General features: G+C 64.6%; 13 protein-coding genes. 8 read left to right on the top strand and 5 right to left on the bottom strand.

Annotated elements, in window-relative coordinates; translation table 11 throughout:
* Positions 1–246 precede the first annotated feature (246 nt).
* The gene (locus GII31_RS18000; protein ID WP_213244736.1) at positions 247–1,878 is read right to left on the bottom strand and encodes an Hsp70 family protein; all 1,632 of its coding nucleotides are present in this window, start codon (positions 1,876–1,878) and stop codon (positions 247–249) included.
* Positions 1,879–2,095: 217 nt separating this feature from the next.
* Between GII31_RS18000 and GII31_RS17995 the strand changes: the two genes are divergently transcribed.
* The 4 genes from GII31_RS17995 (at position 2,096) to GII31_RS17980 (ending at position 6,136) form a co-directional block, all read left to right on the top strand.
* The gene (locus tag GII31_RS17995) at positions 2,096–2,533 is read left to right on the top strand and encodes a hypothetical protein (protein WP_213244735.1); all 438 of its coding nucleotides are present in this window, start codon (positions 2,096–2,098) and stop codon (positions 2,531–2,533) included.
* A gap of 118 nt (positions 2,534–2,651) precedes the next feature.
* The gene (locus GII31_RS17990) at positions 2,652–3,011 is read left to right on the top strand and encodes a hypothetical protein (RefSeq protein ID WP_213244734.1); all 360 of its coding nucleotides are present in this window, start codon (positions 2,652–2,654) and stop codon (positions 3,009–3,011) included.
* A gap of 119 nt (positions 3,012–3,130) precedes the next feature.
* Positions 3,131–5,407: an Hsp70 family protein gene (locus tag GII31_RS17985; protein WP_213244733.1), complete on the top strand. Its 2,277-nt coding sequence runs from the start codon at positions 3,131–3,133 to the stop codon at positions 5,405–5,407.
* 189 nt (positions 5,408–5,596) lie between these two features.
* The gene (locus GII31_RS17980) at positions 5,597–6,136 is read left to right on the top strand and encodes a hypothetical protein (protein ID WP_213244732.1); all 540 of its coding nucleotides are present in this window, start codon (positions 5,597–5,599) and stop codon (positions 6,134–6,136) included.
* Positions 6,137–6,307: 171 nt separating this feature from the next.
* Here the strand turns inward: GII31_RS17980 and GII31_RS17975 are convergent, their stop codons facing one another.
* Both GII31_RS17975 and GII31_RS17970 read right to left on the bottom strand, forming a co-directional pair.
* On the bottom strand, positions 6,308–7,978 hold the full coding sequence (locus tag GII31_RS17975; RefSeq protein WP_213244731.1) for a DcrB-related protein: 1,671 nt from the start codon (positions 7,976–7,978) through the stop codon (positions 6,308–6,310).
* Between the two features lie 246 nt (positions 7,979–8,224).
* Positions 8,225–8,374: a hypothetical protein gene (locus GII31_RS17970; protein ID WP_213244730.1), complete on the bottom strand. Its 150-nt coding sequence runs from the start codon at positions 8,372–8,374 to the stop codon at positions 8,225–8,227.
* A gap of 19 nt (positions 8,375–8,393) precedes the next feature.
* Here GII31_RS17970 and GII31_RS17965 point away from each other — a divergent pair, with 19 nt between their 5' ends.
* Complete coding sequence (locus GII31_RS17965) at positions 8,394–8,843, top strand: NUDIX domain-containing protein (RefSeq protein ID WP_213244729.1); 450 nt, start codon at positions 8,394–8,396, stop codon at positions 8,841–8,843.
* 216 nt (positions 8,844–9,059) lie between these two features.
* Here the strand turns inward: GII31_RS17965 and GII31_RS17960 are convergent, their stop codons facing one another.
* A complete protein-coding gene (locus GII31_RS17960) occupies positions 9,060–10,871 on the bottom strand; it encodes an Hsp70 family protein (protein ID WP_213244728.1) in 1,812 nt (603 codons plus the stop codon).
* Between the two features lie 573 nt (positions 10,872–11,444).
* Here GII31_RS17960 and GII31_RS17955 point away from each other — a divergent pair.
* The 3 genes from GII31_RS17955 to GII31_RS17945 all read left to right on the top strand — a co-directional run bounded on the left by GII31_RS17955 (position 11,445) and on the right by GII31_RS17945 (position 13,271).
* Positions 11,445–11,870 (top strand): hypothetical protein, encoded by a 426-nt coding sequence (locus tag GII31_RS17955; protein ID WP_213244727.1) that lies wholly within the window; start codon positions 11,445–11,447, stop codon positions 11,868–11,870.
* 296 nt (positions 11,871–12,166) lie between these two features.
* Entirely contained in the window at positions 12,167–12,589 is a 423-nt protein-coding gene (locus GII31_RS17950) for a hypothetical protein (protein ID WP_213244726.1), read from the top strand.
* A gap of 505 nt (positions 12,590–13,094) precedes the next feature.
* Positions 13,095–13,271 carry a hypothetical protein gene (locus tag GII31_RS17945; protein WP_213244725.1) on the top strand — a complete coding sequence of 59 codons (177 nt, stop codon included), beginning with the start codon at positions 13,095–13,097 and terminating at the stop codon, positions 13,269–13,271.
* Between the two features lie 238 nt (positions 13,272–13,509).
* On the opposite strand, the gene GII31_RS17940 is transcribed toward GII31_RS17945, so the two are convergent.
* On the bottom strand, positions 13,510–15,039 hold the full coding sequence (locus GII31_RS17940; protein ID WP_322973033.1) for a carboxylesterase/lipase family protein: 1,530 nt from the start codon (positions 15,037–15,039) through the stop codon (positions 13,510–13,512).
* Positions 15,040–15,061 lie beyond the last annotated feature (22 nt).

The raw sequence follows: 15,061 nt of genomic DNA, 5'->3' as shown, positions 1-15,061 counted from the left end.
ACGTGCGGACCCGTACGATCGCCGGCGGACTGTGGGTGGACAGAACAGGAAGACTGATCGAGATATGACGATTCGGGTGGCAATCGACTTCGGGACCTGACTGTGCTGGTCGATTCCTATCGCCGATGCGAAGGGTGGCGGGCGCCTTAGGGATCAGCGTGACCAGCTTGTCGAGGTCAGTGGTCCGCACCCGGTGATAGACCCCGGGACCGTCGTCCACTACCTGGGTTGCGGGGCCCGTGGGTGTCAGGCGGTGAAAATGACGACCAGCATGAACGCGTTCACAACGATTCCGAGCGCGCCCAGTGATATTCCGGTGATGGCCGGTGTGTTGCCGCCGATGGTGCCTCCGGAAGTTGCTATTTCTTTGCGTGCACGAATGCCCAGCCACAGTGCGGCGATCGCGAAAGGGAGTCCGAGCCCGCAGAGGAAGATTCCTACGAAACTGCACGCCAACGACCAGATCGCCGACTTGCTGTCGGTGGTCGGTGTGCCGACGGCGTTGACGGTGGTGATGATCGCGTCCGCGGTCGGGAGGGCGGGCAACTGGTGGTCGGCGACGAATGCGGGTGCGACCGAGATCAGCGCGTCACCGGCGTTCACCCCGGACTCCGGGCGCCAGTGGAGCGCTCGCACGCTACCCTCGACCGGCGAGTCCAGGGTGGCTGCGGGCATTCCTAGCGTTGTGCCGTCGTAGCAGGATGCGATTGGTTGGCCGATTCTCACGTGGCTGCCGGGTTGTGCGGTGAGCGTCAAGGTGACTCGCCCCGCCACGGCCGCCGGAATGGTGATCCGGGCACCCGGCGGAGCGGGTTCGGGCCGTCGGCTCGTGGTGGTGCTGTGGCCGAGGGCGCCGCGGACGACGACGGTCTTCGGATCGCCGAGGGTGGCGATCTCTCCCAGGGCGGCGAGTTCGTCGTGCACCAGCGGAATATGGCTTGATCCGCCGACCAGGTAGATGCGGCTCACCGGTTGTTCACTGATCGTGTGGGCGTCGGCGATCAACTGACGGGTGAGGTCGACCGAGCGCCCGATATCAGCCTGGATCAGGGTGTCGAATTCGCCGCGAGTGAGTTGGATGGACGTGCCACCGGGAACGGCGATGTGCGCCCGCGTCGCCATCGACAGTGTTTCTTTCGCGTTGCGCACGTTATCGACCAAGGTGAGTCGTAGATGGGGATTGTCCAGCTGAGCTGCCAGATGCGGTGCGGTGGCTTGTAGCTGACGGACCGTCCAGGAAAAGATGTGGCCGTCCAGATCGGTGCCGCCCAGGTTGTCCAGGCCGCGGCAGGCGGCAACCGAATAGGTGCCGTCAGCGGCTCTGTCGAGTACCGCGACGTCGCAAGTTCCCGCGCCGAAGTCGTACACGCATATGCGCGAGTCCGGCGGCAGGTGGTCCTGTAGCGAATAGTAGGTGGCCGCGGCTCGTGCTTCGGTCACCAGGGTGATATCCCTCCCTGCGATACCCGCTTGGGTGGCGGCGATGCGCAGTTGCTCCTGGCGATGACCGGCCCAACTGTCCGGGTGGGTGAGAACAACCTCGTCGAAGGTGGTGCCGGCAACCCGGGATGCTTCGCTCAGGACGTGGCGAAATACGGATGCGGCCAGTGCCGTACCGGCAAAGCGTTGTCCGCCCAGGTACACTTCATGCTCCTGAAGTCGTCGTTTCGGGTTGGCCTCGAACGCGGTGGGATCGGTGGCCGCCAGGTTGAGCGCAGCCGTGCCGACGACCAGCTGACCGCGGTCGGCGAATACCGCCGACGGCATCAGCGCCGACCTGGGTGATAGACGAATCTCGTGGGTCATGCCGGCGACGTCGGCGAATGCGGCCGCGGTGTTGGTGGTGCCGAAATCGATGCTCAGGCGAGTGTTTGCCATGGTTCCTCGGGTGGTCGTGTCTTGGTCGGCGGACGCCCGCCGTTCGTCTGTTGGCTATGAGGTGCGGTAACCGCTGTTGGTTCCCGCCGCGCCGAAAGCACGGTTGGTCGACGCCGTTCGCGGCCCCGAATATTGGTCTGCCCCCGGTGGAACCTTTCGCCCCTCGACCACTCGGATAGTTCATAGCTTCCGACACAACGAACATGAAGGAGTGAGCATGTCCTATCCCGCCAATCCTCCCCAAGGCAGCGGTGCGTTTCCGCCGTACGTCCGGCCCGGCGCCGACCAACCGAGGGCACGGCCCGGATCGGTGACCGCGGCGGCCGTGATCGGTCTTGTCTACTCGGCACTCATGGTGCTGGTGGCCATCGGAATGACCGCCCTGGTCGGTGGTGGCCTGGGTATAGCGTTGGCGCTGATTAACCTGGTGCTCGCGACGGCGTTGGCCTGGGCCGCATTCGTCGCCTTTCGAGGAGAGTCGGGCACACCGCTGCTCGCGGTGTCCCTGGTCATCATGGGAGTCAACGCCATCAGCCTGATCGTCCTGGTCCTCAATGACGGGCAGCCCGGCCTGGGGATTCTGGGGATTGTGATTCCGGGCCTGATCTTCAGCAATATCGTAAACGGCAACAGCAAGGCGTACTTCGCCCGGTAATCATCGACCGAAGACTGTCTACAGTCAGAGCCGAGCACAAAATCCTCGCTGCCGCGTTCGGCGTCGGCATCAACCCGGCCGGCACCGACCGGGGCACGCGACACATGAGGAGACCGACATGAATGAAACAGTATTCAACAAGGTATGGGCACTTGAAGCGCCGCCCAAGGTCGGACGGATCAAGGACCGTCACACCGGCACGCTGACCCTGAGTTCTGCCGGATTCCGTTATGTATCCCCGAAGCTGACCCGTGAGGTCCCTGTCGGACAGTTCGGGATCGGCGGATTCGGTGCTGCCGGTAGTGATATCGTCAACAGCTGGGTACGTGTCGTCTATCGGGACCCGATGGGTCTGGAACACGAACTATACTTCAACGACGGCCGATACTTCGGCTGGGGTGGCATATTCGGCGGCGCCGACAAGATCCGCGACGCCATCGCCCACGCGCAGAACAGCCGCTGGGGAAATACACCCTAGGGCGTGTCGCCCAATTCTTCCGCCGAGGGCGGCAAAGGGAACGGGGAGACGCGCCCTGGTCGCGGACGTATGCGTCAGATTCGGTTAGGGTTACGGCATCACTAGGAGATCGGCTATCGATGACAAGTGGGGTACGCACGCGGGTTGCCATTGATTTCGGTACCTGCAATTGTGCTGCGGCAATCCAGTTGGGCGACAACGTGCCGACGACAGTAAGGCTGGGGGACGGCGACACGATGCCGTCGGCGGTATACGCCGACGGACAGAACCTGCTGGTGGGCAAGGCGGCCATCAACAACGCGTTGATCGATCCGCCGGCATTCGAGCGGACGCCGAAACGGCACATCGGTGAACAACGAATGCTGTTGGGTGGACGCCAGATTCCGGTGGTTGAGGTGATTGCCGCGGTCCTCGGGGAGGTCCTGCGGGTCGTGCGACGGCACGCCGGTGTGATCGGCGGTTTCGACGAAGTGGTCATCACCCATCCCGAGGGGTGGGGCGGCGACCGGCTGGGTGTGCTGCGGTCGGCGGCCGCATCGGTGGGTGTGCCCACGGCCACGCTTCGCCTGGTGTCCGAACCCGAGGCCGCCGCCTGGTACTACTCGTCCCGAGAGGGCCTGTTGTGGGACCGACGATTGTGTGTCTTCGATTTCGGCGGCGGCACTTGTGATGTCGCGGTCGTCGACCACGACAATTCGGGGTTTCGGGTGGTTTCGGCGGCCGGCGACGCCGGTCTGGGCGGAGACGACTTCGACGGGCGACTGTTCGCTTGGACTGCACGGAGCCTCACAGCACGTGGTGAAGACCCGGCGTGGCAGGACAATCCGGCCATCGTGCTGACCCTGGCCGATCGGGTACGAGATGCCAAGGAAACGCTGTCGGAGTCGAGTCGGGCGGTTGTCGGGTTGCCGATGGGCGGTACGCCGCTGCAAATCACCAGACATGAATTCGATGATCAGGTATGTGATCTGGTCGAGCGAGCGGCCTGGCTGACACGTCAGGCGCTGGACGCGGCCGGACCGTCCGCCAGGCCGGTGGCGATCCTGCTGTCGGGTGGCTCCAGTCGTATCCCGGCGGTGCACGGGCAACTCGCGACCATCGCCGAGATACAAGCCTTGGGTGATCCGAAAACACTGGTGGCACGGGGTGCGTTGCTCGCATCGGCACCGGTCGGGGGGACTTCCCAAGGTGGCGGAGCGGAGGACCGATCGCGCCCTGATCACCGCACCGCCGCCGACCAGTTCCATGAACCCGACCAGTTCCATGAACCCGACCAGTTCTATGAACCCGGCCGAAGCCATGAACGAAGCAACGAGGCCGGGACCAACGACGAGCCCGGGCACACCTATGAGTCGGACGGCCATGGTCGAGCCGGTCACCGCGGCTTCTCCGATGGGGTGGATCGGCCGGGAATCGGTGATCGCACGGAGCTGGTTCCGATCACCGAGAGCCGGGTCCGGTTGTCAAACTCGGTGACCTATACCCGCACTGTATGGGGCAGTTCGGTGCCGGCGACCGAGCTGGCATCGGCGGCAACCACCATGATGGCGCCAGCGCCGGGGCACCGGTTGACCGAAGCCGGGGAACTGTCGGTATGGCTCCGCGACGATGTCGACGCGGCGACGCTCGTCATCACCGACCGGACGATACCGGGGTGGGCCGCTGGTGCCGGAGAATGGTTTCCCGGCTATCTAACGACGGTCGACCTACCGTGGCGTCGCCCCGGCGGGCCGCGGCGCAGTATCCTCACCGACCCGTATCTCATCGGTGGCTCTCTCGGCGCCCTTGCGATTGTGGTGGTGTCCGGTGTGGGTCGCGGCGGCGGCGAGTCGTGGTGGTTCCTGACACTGTTGTTGGCCGCGTTGGTGTTCGGCGTCGGCCTCGGTATGTCCGGCGCGCGAACGGCGTACTCCGCCGCGCTGACAAGTCCGGGGTGGTCGCGATCGGCGATCCTCTATGGCGTCAGCGGGGTGATCGCGCTCTTCAGTGGGCTTGTACTCGCCGTGACGACCGAGGGTATCCACGGCATCATCGAGACGGCCAAGGGCACGTTGCTGATGTATTCGGCGCTGGCCGTTCCGGCCGCCGTGGTTGCCACCATCGGGGCGGCGATCCGGGTTCGCCCCATCGATGACCCGATGGTTCGGGCGCGGGAAACCGCCGCCACTGCGGTGGCCGCGGGTGTCGCCGACGCCGACAGGGCAGTCACCTGGCACTCATTCGGTGGCGCCCGGCAACCTACGGCCGACGAGCGTCGACAGTTCCTCGCCGACACCGACGCACTCATCGCGAGTCTCGGTCGTACCATGGCCGACAGCGGCGATATCTTCGTCGCATTCCGTGTGCGCGGCATCATCACTCGACGTGCGGAATTGGTGCCGTCCCCGGGTCGTTGACGCGGCACCCGATGATCGGCGCTATGAACCGTAGGTGCTCCTCACAGCGGTGTCTCCGCGACAGTCGGCGCACCGCAACCGGTTGGTCGGCGATTCACGGTGGTGAGGAACTTTTCCCGCTCCGGCGTGCTCATAACTGTTATCAATCATCGGTCGACAACAACCGGCGACCAAGACGAGGAGACGACAATGACGCAGGGATTCGACACCGACGGCGACGGTGTCGCCGACACGCTGGCACTTGATACCACCGGCGACGGTGTTGCCGACGCATTCGCACGGGACACCAACGGTGACAACGTGATCGACACCTACCAGTTCGACCGTAACCAGGATGGTCTCATCGACGGTGAAGCCGTCGACATGGACGGCGACGGACACTTCGAGACGGTCGGCGCCGACAATGATCAGAACGGACTGTTCGAGACGATCGTCGTCAACGGCACCACCTACGTGGACACCGATGGTGAAGGTACGGCGGACACTGCGGTAGCGCCGGGCGGGACGAGCACGACCGGGAGTGGCACCGGACCGGGAAGCCCGCTGTGGAACGCGGCCTTCGACGAGTCCGGGAATATCCGGGATCAGAACGCCTACGATCTGATGCAGAAAATTCAGGACAGCGACAACGAGCAGATCGATGTGTGGTTGGCGCCGACCCCGGATGCCGACCGGGATTCGTGGAGTGATGCGGTCGACAGGGAGCCGTACGACTCGTCGGAGTACTGAGGATCGCTGAGCGGACGGTCTGTGCGGCCTGGCATCCAGAAGACGTTGTCTACCGGCCTGCCCAAGCTTGGGGGACAAGGGTTTTCGTGCATGGTAGATTCACTTGGCCCTGCACCGCCGATTTCCTGCCTGATCATCGGTCGTCGCTGTGGCTCTGCGTAGGTCTTACACCTAGGCCCCTCGGCCCAGCCGGAGCGTGGTCAGGGTGCGGCGGAAGACGTCCTCGAAACGATGGAACTGGGTCGACGGTGTGGTCGCTGTCGTGGTAAAGCCGTGTCCCGGTTCGACGTAGTACAGCTGCATCTGGGTGACGGGCACCCCGTCGGGCGGACGCCAGGAGAACACACGCAGATCACAGGACGTACCATCGTCCAATTGTATTCTCTCGAAGGAGATTTCCCGATAGTCGTCGAATTCCTGGCGCAGCAGGTCGCCCTGGACGGCACTGTACCGGTCGAGGCCGATCGACTCGTCGAGCGGTTCCACCGACACGATCGCATTGGCCTCGCCGTCGGGTGCGAACAGACTCACCGACACCTTCTCGAACCATCCGCCCGGGACGTGCACGGTGATCAGTGATTCCTCGGCCACGGGTCCGCCGGTTACCGAAATCACCTTCGGCGCTGCTGGGGGCATGGACGATGCGGCTGGCGTTGGTCCATCGACGTGCACCATCCGCGCCACCGGACGCGATGCCTGATCGGAGAACGACCACTGCGACGTGATGTCGACAGTGGTGACCTGGGTATAGCGGCCACTGTGGAAGTCTTCGGCCACCATATCCGGGGGAATCAGCTCTACGACGGCTTGCCCATTGTCGGCGATGGTGCCGCGCCACACACAGATTCCGGGAAATGGCCATTCGGTTATCGTGTACGCCGAGGCGGCGGGTGCCTTGCAGATCAGCGTGACCAGCTTGTCGACGTCGTCGGGCCTCAGGACGCAGCAAAATTCGGGCCCTTGGCTCGGGTTGCCGAGCGTGATGTCGGTACAGTGATCGGGGCGATTGGGTGCCGGGGTGATGCGGAACGGGTAATCATCGCTGTCCCAGTATAATTCAAGGGCGGCTGGTTTGATTGCCGAGCTGACTTCCGGGTCGGGGAAGAAGATCAGGGCCAGGACGGTGTTGTCGTCGGGTTCAGTGATCGAAAGATGTATCCCACGACCGGTGTCGATGATCCGTTGATCGGTCACTGCGTCATCCCCGAGGCATTCGACGGCAAAGCCCGACTCGGTGACATGCGACCCCAGCTGCCGGTACCACCTGGGTTGCCGGAGGCGCGGATAGTTGACGACCGTGGGTAGGGGTGCCCGAGAATGAGGTCGGCACCTTCCGAATGTGCCGCTGTCCCATACCGCGTGCCGGATATCGGCCACGCCGCCACCCGCGAAGTCGCCGAGCCATGCGAACATCCCCACCCAGCCGTTGTCGCCGAGATCCCCCATATTTCGGACCGGTAACGAGGCCAGATATTCAATGATGGCTGTTACACCGGATTCCGAGCTGCTCGTGCTGAATCCCATGACGTTATGCGGCGCCCGATGCGACCAGTTCTCGATGTATGCCCGACGCATCAGATCGTGGGTGCCGTTCACCTCATGTGGCGGAACCACCACGAAAGCGACGCTCGACCCGGCTGCGGGGCGTAGCCCGAGCAGGGCGATCGACACCGTTCGCTGAGCGATGGACGTACGCTCGTCCCAGGTGAGCAGCACGGCGAAACCCGGGTGGATGTCGACGACCGACCGGCCGGGAGCGGCGGCGATGACCTGTACGGGTGCGCCCGCCGAAATCGTGTGTAGCGTGTGCAACCCGGTGGTCACGTACCAGGAACTGTTCATCAGGTGAATCCCCATGCGATTCTGCTAAGGGGAGCAGGGGTTGGTATCCGAGTTGGAGAGGTCCTGTCCCGCGTGGTTGCCGTCGATCAGTAGGAGTTCTGGCTCGGGCTCAAAGTTCCTGCTTGTCCGTGGGAACTTTCTCCCGCTGGTCGGTCTCCTACCTGATTGACCACGACCGTACAGAGAGAATCACGAAAAGCCCATGTCGGATGCAGTAGTCAACACCCAGGGTTGGCCGGCCGATCCTCAGATCTCGATGGCGATGGTGTCGTCGACGCCGACGAGAACGGCCTGGTCGAGGCGGCTGCGGTAGGTGAACAGGGTGGTGAGGCCGAGTGAGGTTTGCGGGTCAGGTTCGACGAGGTGGTCCTGACCCCACGTGGAGGGTCGGGGCATGACCGATTGGGGAGCAACTATGGCACGTGAACCTATTCCGACGTGGAGTTTCGCACTTGTCGTCGTCCGCTTGGGGCGGCGGATACTGGTGGTGCACGAGCGCAAACACGGTGAGACGTGGTATATCCCCGCAGGGCGGGTCGAGGTGGGTGAGACCTTCGCCGATGCCGCGCACCGCGAGACCATGGAGGAGGCCGGCATCGAGATCACCCTCGATGGCGTGCTGTCGGTGAACTACCAGCCCGTCGACGGCGGCGCCGCGCGGGCCCGCGTGATCTATGTGGCATCCCCGAAGACCGACGACCCGCCCCGCACCGAACCCAACAAGGATACGCTCGGCGCGAGATGGGCGACATTCGATGAATTGCGAAAGCTCGATCTGCGTTCGTCCGAGGTGGTGACATTGGCGCGGCATGTCCTCGGCGGCGGAGTCGTCTATCCATTGACCATTCTGGGACCGGTTCGCTGACCGTCGTCGACCGCGCATCTTGCTGGAATCTGTACCGGGCGGGGGAAACCGCGGCGGTCGTCGGCGTCGCCGATGTCAACAAGCTGATCGTCGGGTATTCGCTCGCCGGCTCCCGGCAACCCACATCGGATGAGCGGCAACGGTTCCTCGCATTCCTCCTGCGCGGCACCATCGCTCGGCGCGCCAAATGGATCCCCTAATCCGAAGTGCGAAAGATCACAGGTACACCTGATTTTGCCACCAGCCGACCACCTGTGTGGCTGTCCGAACGCGTGGATCGTAACCGATGCATGACGCCGTCTTCGTGCTCCATCGGGTAGTGCATATCTGATGCCACGTGCCCGCGTTGGTGCTGAATGAGTACATTCTTCCGCCGGTGGTACCTGTCGGGGTGGTCCACGTGTTCTGTGAATTGGGTTCGGGCCAGGTGCCGTTCTCCGGTGGCTCGGAAAAGTTGACCGCGGTGATTTCGGTGGCTGAATCGGAGTAGTCGTACAGCACCACGCTGTAATACGGTGCGGATGCGTTGGAGGGTGGAAGGCATTGCACAGCCGTGTTCGAACCGCGCCACGGATCAGTCGGATCACAGGTGGCCACGGACTTGATCTCCGACGGCATCTTGGCCAGGAGCTGACATTGGCGTTCGGTGGGAGAGGTCTCGGTCGCGAAACCGCACCCACCGGAGCCCGACAAAACCTCACCGGTGGAACCGTTGTCGGCTGATGTGCCACCGTCGGAGTTGTCGGAAACATCAGTGCCGGAGCCTGCGGGTTCGTACGATCCGCCGGCGTTGTTCGGTGTCGGCGGATCGTCATTCTGCGCGATGACGACGACGGCTGCGACAATGGCGGTCGCGACGACGACGGCCAACGCGAGCATGCCGACGACCAGCGCCCGACGCTTGGGTGGTGGCGGGGGAGGAGGTGGTGGTGTGGGGTCCGGTCGGGGTCCGGGATCCGGAGGGATCGGTGGTGGAGTCACCGGCGCGGGTCGGGCGAGAGCCCCCTGAACGACGACGGTCTTGGGGTCGCCGAGGGTGGCGATGGTGCCGAGTGCGCTGAGTTCGCGATGGACCAGCGGGATGTGGCTGGACCCGCCGACGAGGTAGATCTGGCCCACCGGGGCGTTCGAGGAGCGGTTGGCGGCAGTGATCACGCGTTGGGTGAGGGCGACCGCGCGTTGTACGTCCCGGTAGATGAGTGAATCGAATTCGTTGCGGGTCAGTTGAATTGGTTCTCCGCCGGGGACAGGGATGATAGCGCGGTTGGCTGTGGAGAGGGATTCCTTGGCGTCGCGGACTCGGTCGATGAGAGTCAGCGCGGCGTGTGGGCTGCGTATTTGCCCGACGATGTGGGGGGTGTTGGCGGTGATGTGCCGCAGCACCCAGTCGTAGACGCGGCTGTCGATGTCGGTGCCACCGAGGTCTTCCAGGCCGTCGGAGGCGGCGACGATGTACTGCCCGCTGGGGGTGCGATCGAGTACGGCTACATCGCAGGTGCCGGCGCCGAAGTCGAAGACGCACAGCCGCGGGTCGTCGGGGAAGTCGTGGTTGGTGCTGTAGAAGTGTGCCGCTGCTTGGGCTTCGGTGATCAGGGTGATCTGCTGAGGGTGCAGTCCGGTGCGGGTGGCCGCTTTGCGGAGTCGCGCCTGCATATGTCCGGCCCAGCCGTCGGGGTGGGTCAGGATGACCTGGTCGAACGGTCCGCCGTGCACGGTGCTCGCGGTGGTGATTGCCGACCGGAGGACCGCCGCGGCGAGTTTGGTGGTCTTGTAACGGACGTCGCCGAGAAGGATGTTCGGTTCGCGGAGGCGTCGTTTCGGGTTGGGTTCGTAGGCATCGGGTCTGGTGGCGGACAGGTTGATCGCCGCTGCTCCCACGACCAGGTTGTCACCGTCGGCAAAGACCGCCGAGGGCATCAACGTAGAGGTATGCGACAGTCGGACCTCGTGGAGGTTGCCGTGGCGGTCGACGAATGCCGCGGCTGTGTTGGTGGTGCCGAAGTCGATACTGAGCTTCGATATGGTCATGGGTGCCCCCTAGGTCAACCGTGAACCTCTTGTCGTCCGAGCCGTTGTCGTCCGAGCTGTCGCCGTCGGTGGCCGCAGACTGTGGGCCGTCTCTTGCCGATGATGTCTGTCGGTGAACAGAAGTATGTCAGATCTGGAAAAGTTCCTCACCTTCCGCTGAAACAGCCTCCGGTCGGGTGCGCGGTACCCCCGAATCGTCACCTCGGCTATCGACGATGGGAACGGCGATATGCGGTGGATCGTGGTCATATCTCAGCCCCGATCCACCGCGTAGGGGTTCGGCCGTCGGCACGACATCGGGAGATCACTTACTGCGCATTCGAGAAATAGGAATGATTGTGCAAAATGCGAGTAGTCGATACTGTCGGGGTCGGCGAATCGGCGGAATGCCATGGCTCGTTTGCGGCATTCGAGTAGTCGACTACTCGTTTCATTTCGGCCGACCGCGCCTAAGGTTCGGCTATCGCTCGGATCTGCCGACGATTCTCGTCGCACCTGTTGTGTGATGGGGTAAACGGGTACGCGCCAACGTAGGTCAATGCGCGTGCTCGACTATCTACGAGGAGTGAATCAATGTACAGAAGATTTTCGGTGGCCGTGATGGCACTGCTCATGGCGATCGGACTGGCGGGATGGGGCGCGGCCCAGGCCGTTGCCGCTCCTTCGAACCATGGCAATAACAATGGGAGGCAGGTCTCCAACAAGCTCGACATCACGGTGTCGACGACGAACTGGAATTCGTGGCGGGGCCCGGAGGTGACCATCACCACCAGGTGGGGACGCTACGTCGCCGGCGCCCGGCAGGTCGACCGGTACCGCGATCACGGCCGGACCACCTTCCGCTATGTGGCCCGGGATCTGCCGTGGAACACACCGCTGAAGGTGAGCGTCTCCGGTGGCCGGTACTACGGTGACAATGAGGTCTACTTCGAGCGCACGTGGCGTGATCGGTTCGTCACCGAGTCGGTGTACCTGCGTCAGGGTGGTGGCCGCCGGTAGGCCCGGGTGAGCCGGTCCGTCGGCCGTCCGCCCCGTGCCGGTGATCCGGTATGGACCCCTACCGGTTCGACCGTAACGAGGGCGGTTTCGCCGACGGTCCGCGGATCCGTCGGTAGTCCGGTTGGACGACTCCCCGGGCCCATCGTGAAACAATTCCGGTAGTTGTGACGAAGTGCACTTCGAGGGGATCATCATGAGACGGACGAGACGTTGCATCGGAAGTGTGGCGCCAGATGCGTCCAACGGAAGGAATTTCAATGTTCAGAAAGCTCACGGTAGCGCTTTTGGCGCTGATTATGTCTGTGGGTCTGGCAGGTTTGGTGGCAGGTGAGGCCGCGGCGCGTCCGAACCCGACCGGGCCGGGCAAGAGCTGGATCAAGGAGACCAACCGGGTCGACATCACGGTGTGGACGACCACGACCTCCCGCCCCGATAACCGCGGCCACGGGCCGCGTTCGTTCGGTCAGGCGCCGACGGTGGTCATCACCGACCGCTGGGGCGGTGTCGTCGCGCATGCGCGGAAGGTCGGCACACAGAACAGCGGCCGGTCGGTCGGATACCGCTACGTCGTCCGCAACCTTCCCTGGAACACCGCGCTCACGGTCAAGGTGTGGGGTGCGGGCTCGTTCTACGGCGACAACCACGTCTACCTCAAGAAGCCGTGGCGTGGCGGTGTGGTCACAGACTCGGTGACTCTGCACCAGGCATGGCGCCGCTGATCGGCCCGGCACGATCAACGCCCGCGGGCGACGCACGTCGTCCGCGGGCGTTTTGCTTTTCCGGATGTTGTCGGTGAGCCGGGGTGGGCAGTCCGTGGCGGTCGGTCGGTCGGTGAACCCCCACTCCCGGGCGCGCGGCGGCACAGAGAATTTGCCAACTCGAATGAGCCGCAATACGTAGACACGGGAACGTGAGCTGGATTACCCTACGGTCTAGTAACCTACGTACACGTAACGTTGCTCGGGAGTTGGGAGGACTTCGGGCGAGATCCGTTCCGAAGTCGCGTTCCCGGCGCCGGGACCATCGCGTCGAGTGCCGACGGGGGGCTGCCACAGTCCGGCACTGCGACACGGGGTTCGTCTGAACGAGTCCGTGCGGCCGGGCCGCGTCCCGCGAGGGGTGGGGCGCGCGGGCCGCGCGTCACTCGTGTGCGGTCAGTGCCAACCGCAAAAAGTGCTGTAGATCAACAGATTTCACAAGCCTGCCAAACGTGAGGGGAAATCCGTGAACAACCAGATGGCCGTGGCGCGTCCACCCGTGGACGGCTCGCCCGCCGAGCCCACGGGGCCACGCAGAATGACCTCGGTCGCCGAACTGATCGGTTCGTCCCGCGACGATCTGATCGCCACGTTCGGACCGTATCAGGGAAACCGTCTCTATCTGCTGTGTAACGGCGGCTGATCGGTGGCGTCGGCGCCGCCGCACCTGCCGGTCACCTATAGTTTTCCGGACGGCGACAGTGCCGAGCCGGCCGCTCCCTGTCGCCCCTGTCACGGAGGCTGAGCCCGGCCAGACGCGTAGGACCCAGAAGCCCCAAACCCGGAAATGCCGGACCCGGGACGTCACGACGTATGGAGGCGGGAGATCGGGTTTCGGTGGACCGCCGGGCTGTGGCGTCGATCGGTCTTCGCGGGTGCGGTCACCGAAAGTGCAGGGTCTGATCACCCCACACCCGCCGGATGGCGGCGTCCAGGTCGTCGACAACACGGTCGGTGGCGTCGATGACCAGTGTCGAGCGGCATTCCTCGTCGAAGGCGGGCCACTGCGGTTCGACGCCCGACGGGATGCCGAGGTGTGCGAACGCAGTCCAGCGCCGGCGCATCCTGTGGGAGACGTCCTCACCGGTCTTGCGTCCGTCGAGGCGGAACGCGACCCCGGCGGGCCCGGTCAACGGGTTGCCCCACACGTACGGCAGTTCGGTCGCGTGTGTCGCGCCCATCTGCAGGGCCTTCATGACCTTTGTGGCCCAGTCGAATCGGTACAGGTATACGGGTGAATGGCGGCCGTGTGCCTCGGCCAGCCACACCGTCGGCATGCGGAAGGCGATGTCGCGGGCGATCCCGAGCCCGGCCACCTTGGTACTGGCCCCGGCGTACGCCGTGGACAGCGATTCCCTGGTGGGGACCGCCGCGGTGGGGTCCTCGGCGCGGATGGTGTCGAACATCCGCTTGATCTCGGGAATCTTCACCGGCATCAGCGGCGGCCGCATCAGTGTGAACAGCGCGGCCTCGTCCTTGTTGGTGCCGATCAGCAGCGGCACGGACATCGATTCGCCGGCCCGGTACACGTCCATCGGGTGCCGGGGCAGGAGGTCGCCGTCGACGACCGGCGCGAACGCGAGCGTGCCCGGTGTCTCCTCCGGAACCTGCCCGTACACCTTCATCGTGGCGGGCAGGATCTGCCGGATGTCGAGGTCATGCAACCGCGCCACGTCGCGGACCCCGATCCCGAGCACCGACAGCAGGTTGCCGGCCACCTTGGCGGCCCGTTCGCCGCCGTATACCGAGGTGGCGGGTGAGCTCTCGGCGATGGCCCGGTGGAACAGGTTCTCGGCCGCGGGCATGGTGAGCAGGGTGGTGACGATGCCGGCGCCGGCGGACTCGCCGAAGACGGTGACATTCTCGGGGTCGCCGCCGAATCCGGCGATCTCGGCCCGCACCCAGGTCAGTGCGGCCAGCACATCGCTCATCGCGGCGTTCGACTCGAACCGCGTGTGCCCGGGTTCGTTGAAGGTGGACAGATCGGCGAAGCCGAGCGCGCCGAGCCGGTAGTTGACGGTGACGACGACGACCTGCCCGTCGACCGCCAGCGTGGTCGCGTCGTACAGGCCCTGGCTTCCCGAACCGAACACGTACGCCCCGCCGTGGATCCATACCATCACCGGCAGCGACGCCCCGGGCGTGACGACAGTGGGACGCCACACGTTCAGGAACAGGCAGTCCTCGCTGAACGTGGCGTCCTTGCCGAGGTCGATGCCCGGGATCAGGGCCTGCGGGCACACCGCCCCGTATGTGGTCGCCTCGATGATCTCGGTGTGCGGTGCGGGTGGCTCGGCGCGCCGCCAGCGCCGGGCCCGGGCGTACCGGATGCCCTTCCACACGTCGGCGCCGGATCCCCGGGCGCCCCGGTACGATCCGTGCGATGTGGTGACGACAAGTCCATCGTTCATGCCTCCCATCCCACCATGAACG

The organism is Gordonia pseudamarae (assembly GCF_025273675.1).
Classification (GTDB): Bacteria; Actinomycetota; Actinomycetes; order Mycobacteriales; family Mycobacteriaceae; genus Gordonia; species Gordonia pseudamarae.
This window is presented reverse-complemented; position numbering and strand designations above follow the sequence as displayed.

Bases quoted from the DNA above. Each gene is read 5' to 3' on its own strand.
- GII31_RS18000 (WP_213244736.1), bottom strand. From the start codon at position 1,878: ATGGCAAACACTCGCCTGAGCATCGATTTCGGCACCACCAACACCGCG.
- GII31_RS17995 (WP_213244735.1), top strand. From the start codon at position 2,096: ATGTCCTATCCCGCCAATCCTCCCCAAGGCAGCGGTGCGTTTCCGCCG.
- GII31_RS17990 (WP_213244734.1), top strand. From the start codon at position 2,652: ATGAATGAAACAGTATTCAACAAGGTATGGGCACTTGAAGCGCCGCCC.
- GII31_RS17985 (WP_213244733.1), top strand. From the start codon at position 3,131: ATGACAAGTGGGGTACGCACGCGGGTTGCCATTGATTTCGGTACCTGC.
- GII31_RS17980 (WP_213244732.1), top strand. From the start codon at position 5,597: ATGACGCAGGGATTCGACACCGACGGCGACGGTGTCGCCGACACGCTG.
- GII31_RS17975 (WP_213244731.1), bottom strand. From the start codon at position 7,978: ATGAACAGTTCCTGGTACGTGACCACCGGGTTGCACACGCTACACACG.
- GII31_RS17970 (WP_213244730.1), bottom strand. From the start codon at position 8,374: ATGCCCCGACCCTCCACGTGGGGTCAGGACCACCTCGTCGAACCTGAC.
- GII31_RS17965 (WP_213244729.1), top strand. From the start codon at position 8,394: ATGGCACGTGAACCTATTCCGACGTGGAGTTTCGCACTTGTCGTCGTC.
- GII31_RS17960 (WP_213244728.1), bottom strand. From the start codon at position 10,871: ATGACCATATCGAAGCTCAGTATCGACTTCGGCACCACCAACACAGCC.
- GII31_RS17955 (WP_213244727.1), top strand. From the start codon at position 11,445: ATGTACAGAAGATTTTCGGTGGCCGTGATGGCACTGCTCATGGCGATC.
- GII31_RS17950 (WP_213244726.1), top strand. From the start codon at position 12,167: ATGTCTGTGGGTCTGGCAGGTTTGGTGGCAGGTGAGGCCGCGGCGCGT.
- GII31_RS17940 (WP_322973033.1), bottom strand. From the start codon at position 15,039: ATGAACGATGGACTTGTCGTCACCACATCGCACGGATCGTACCGGGGC.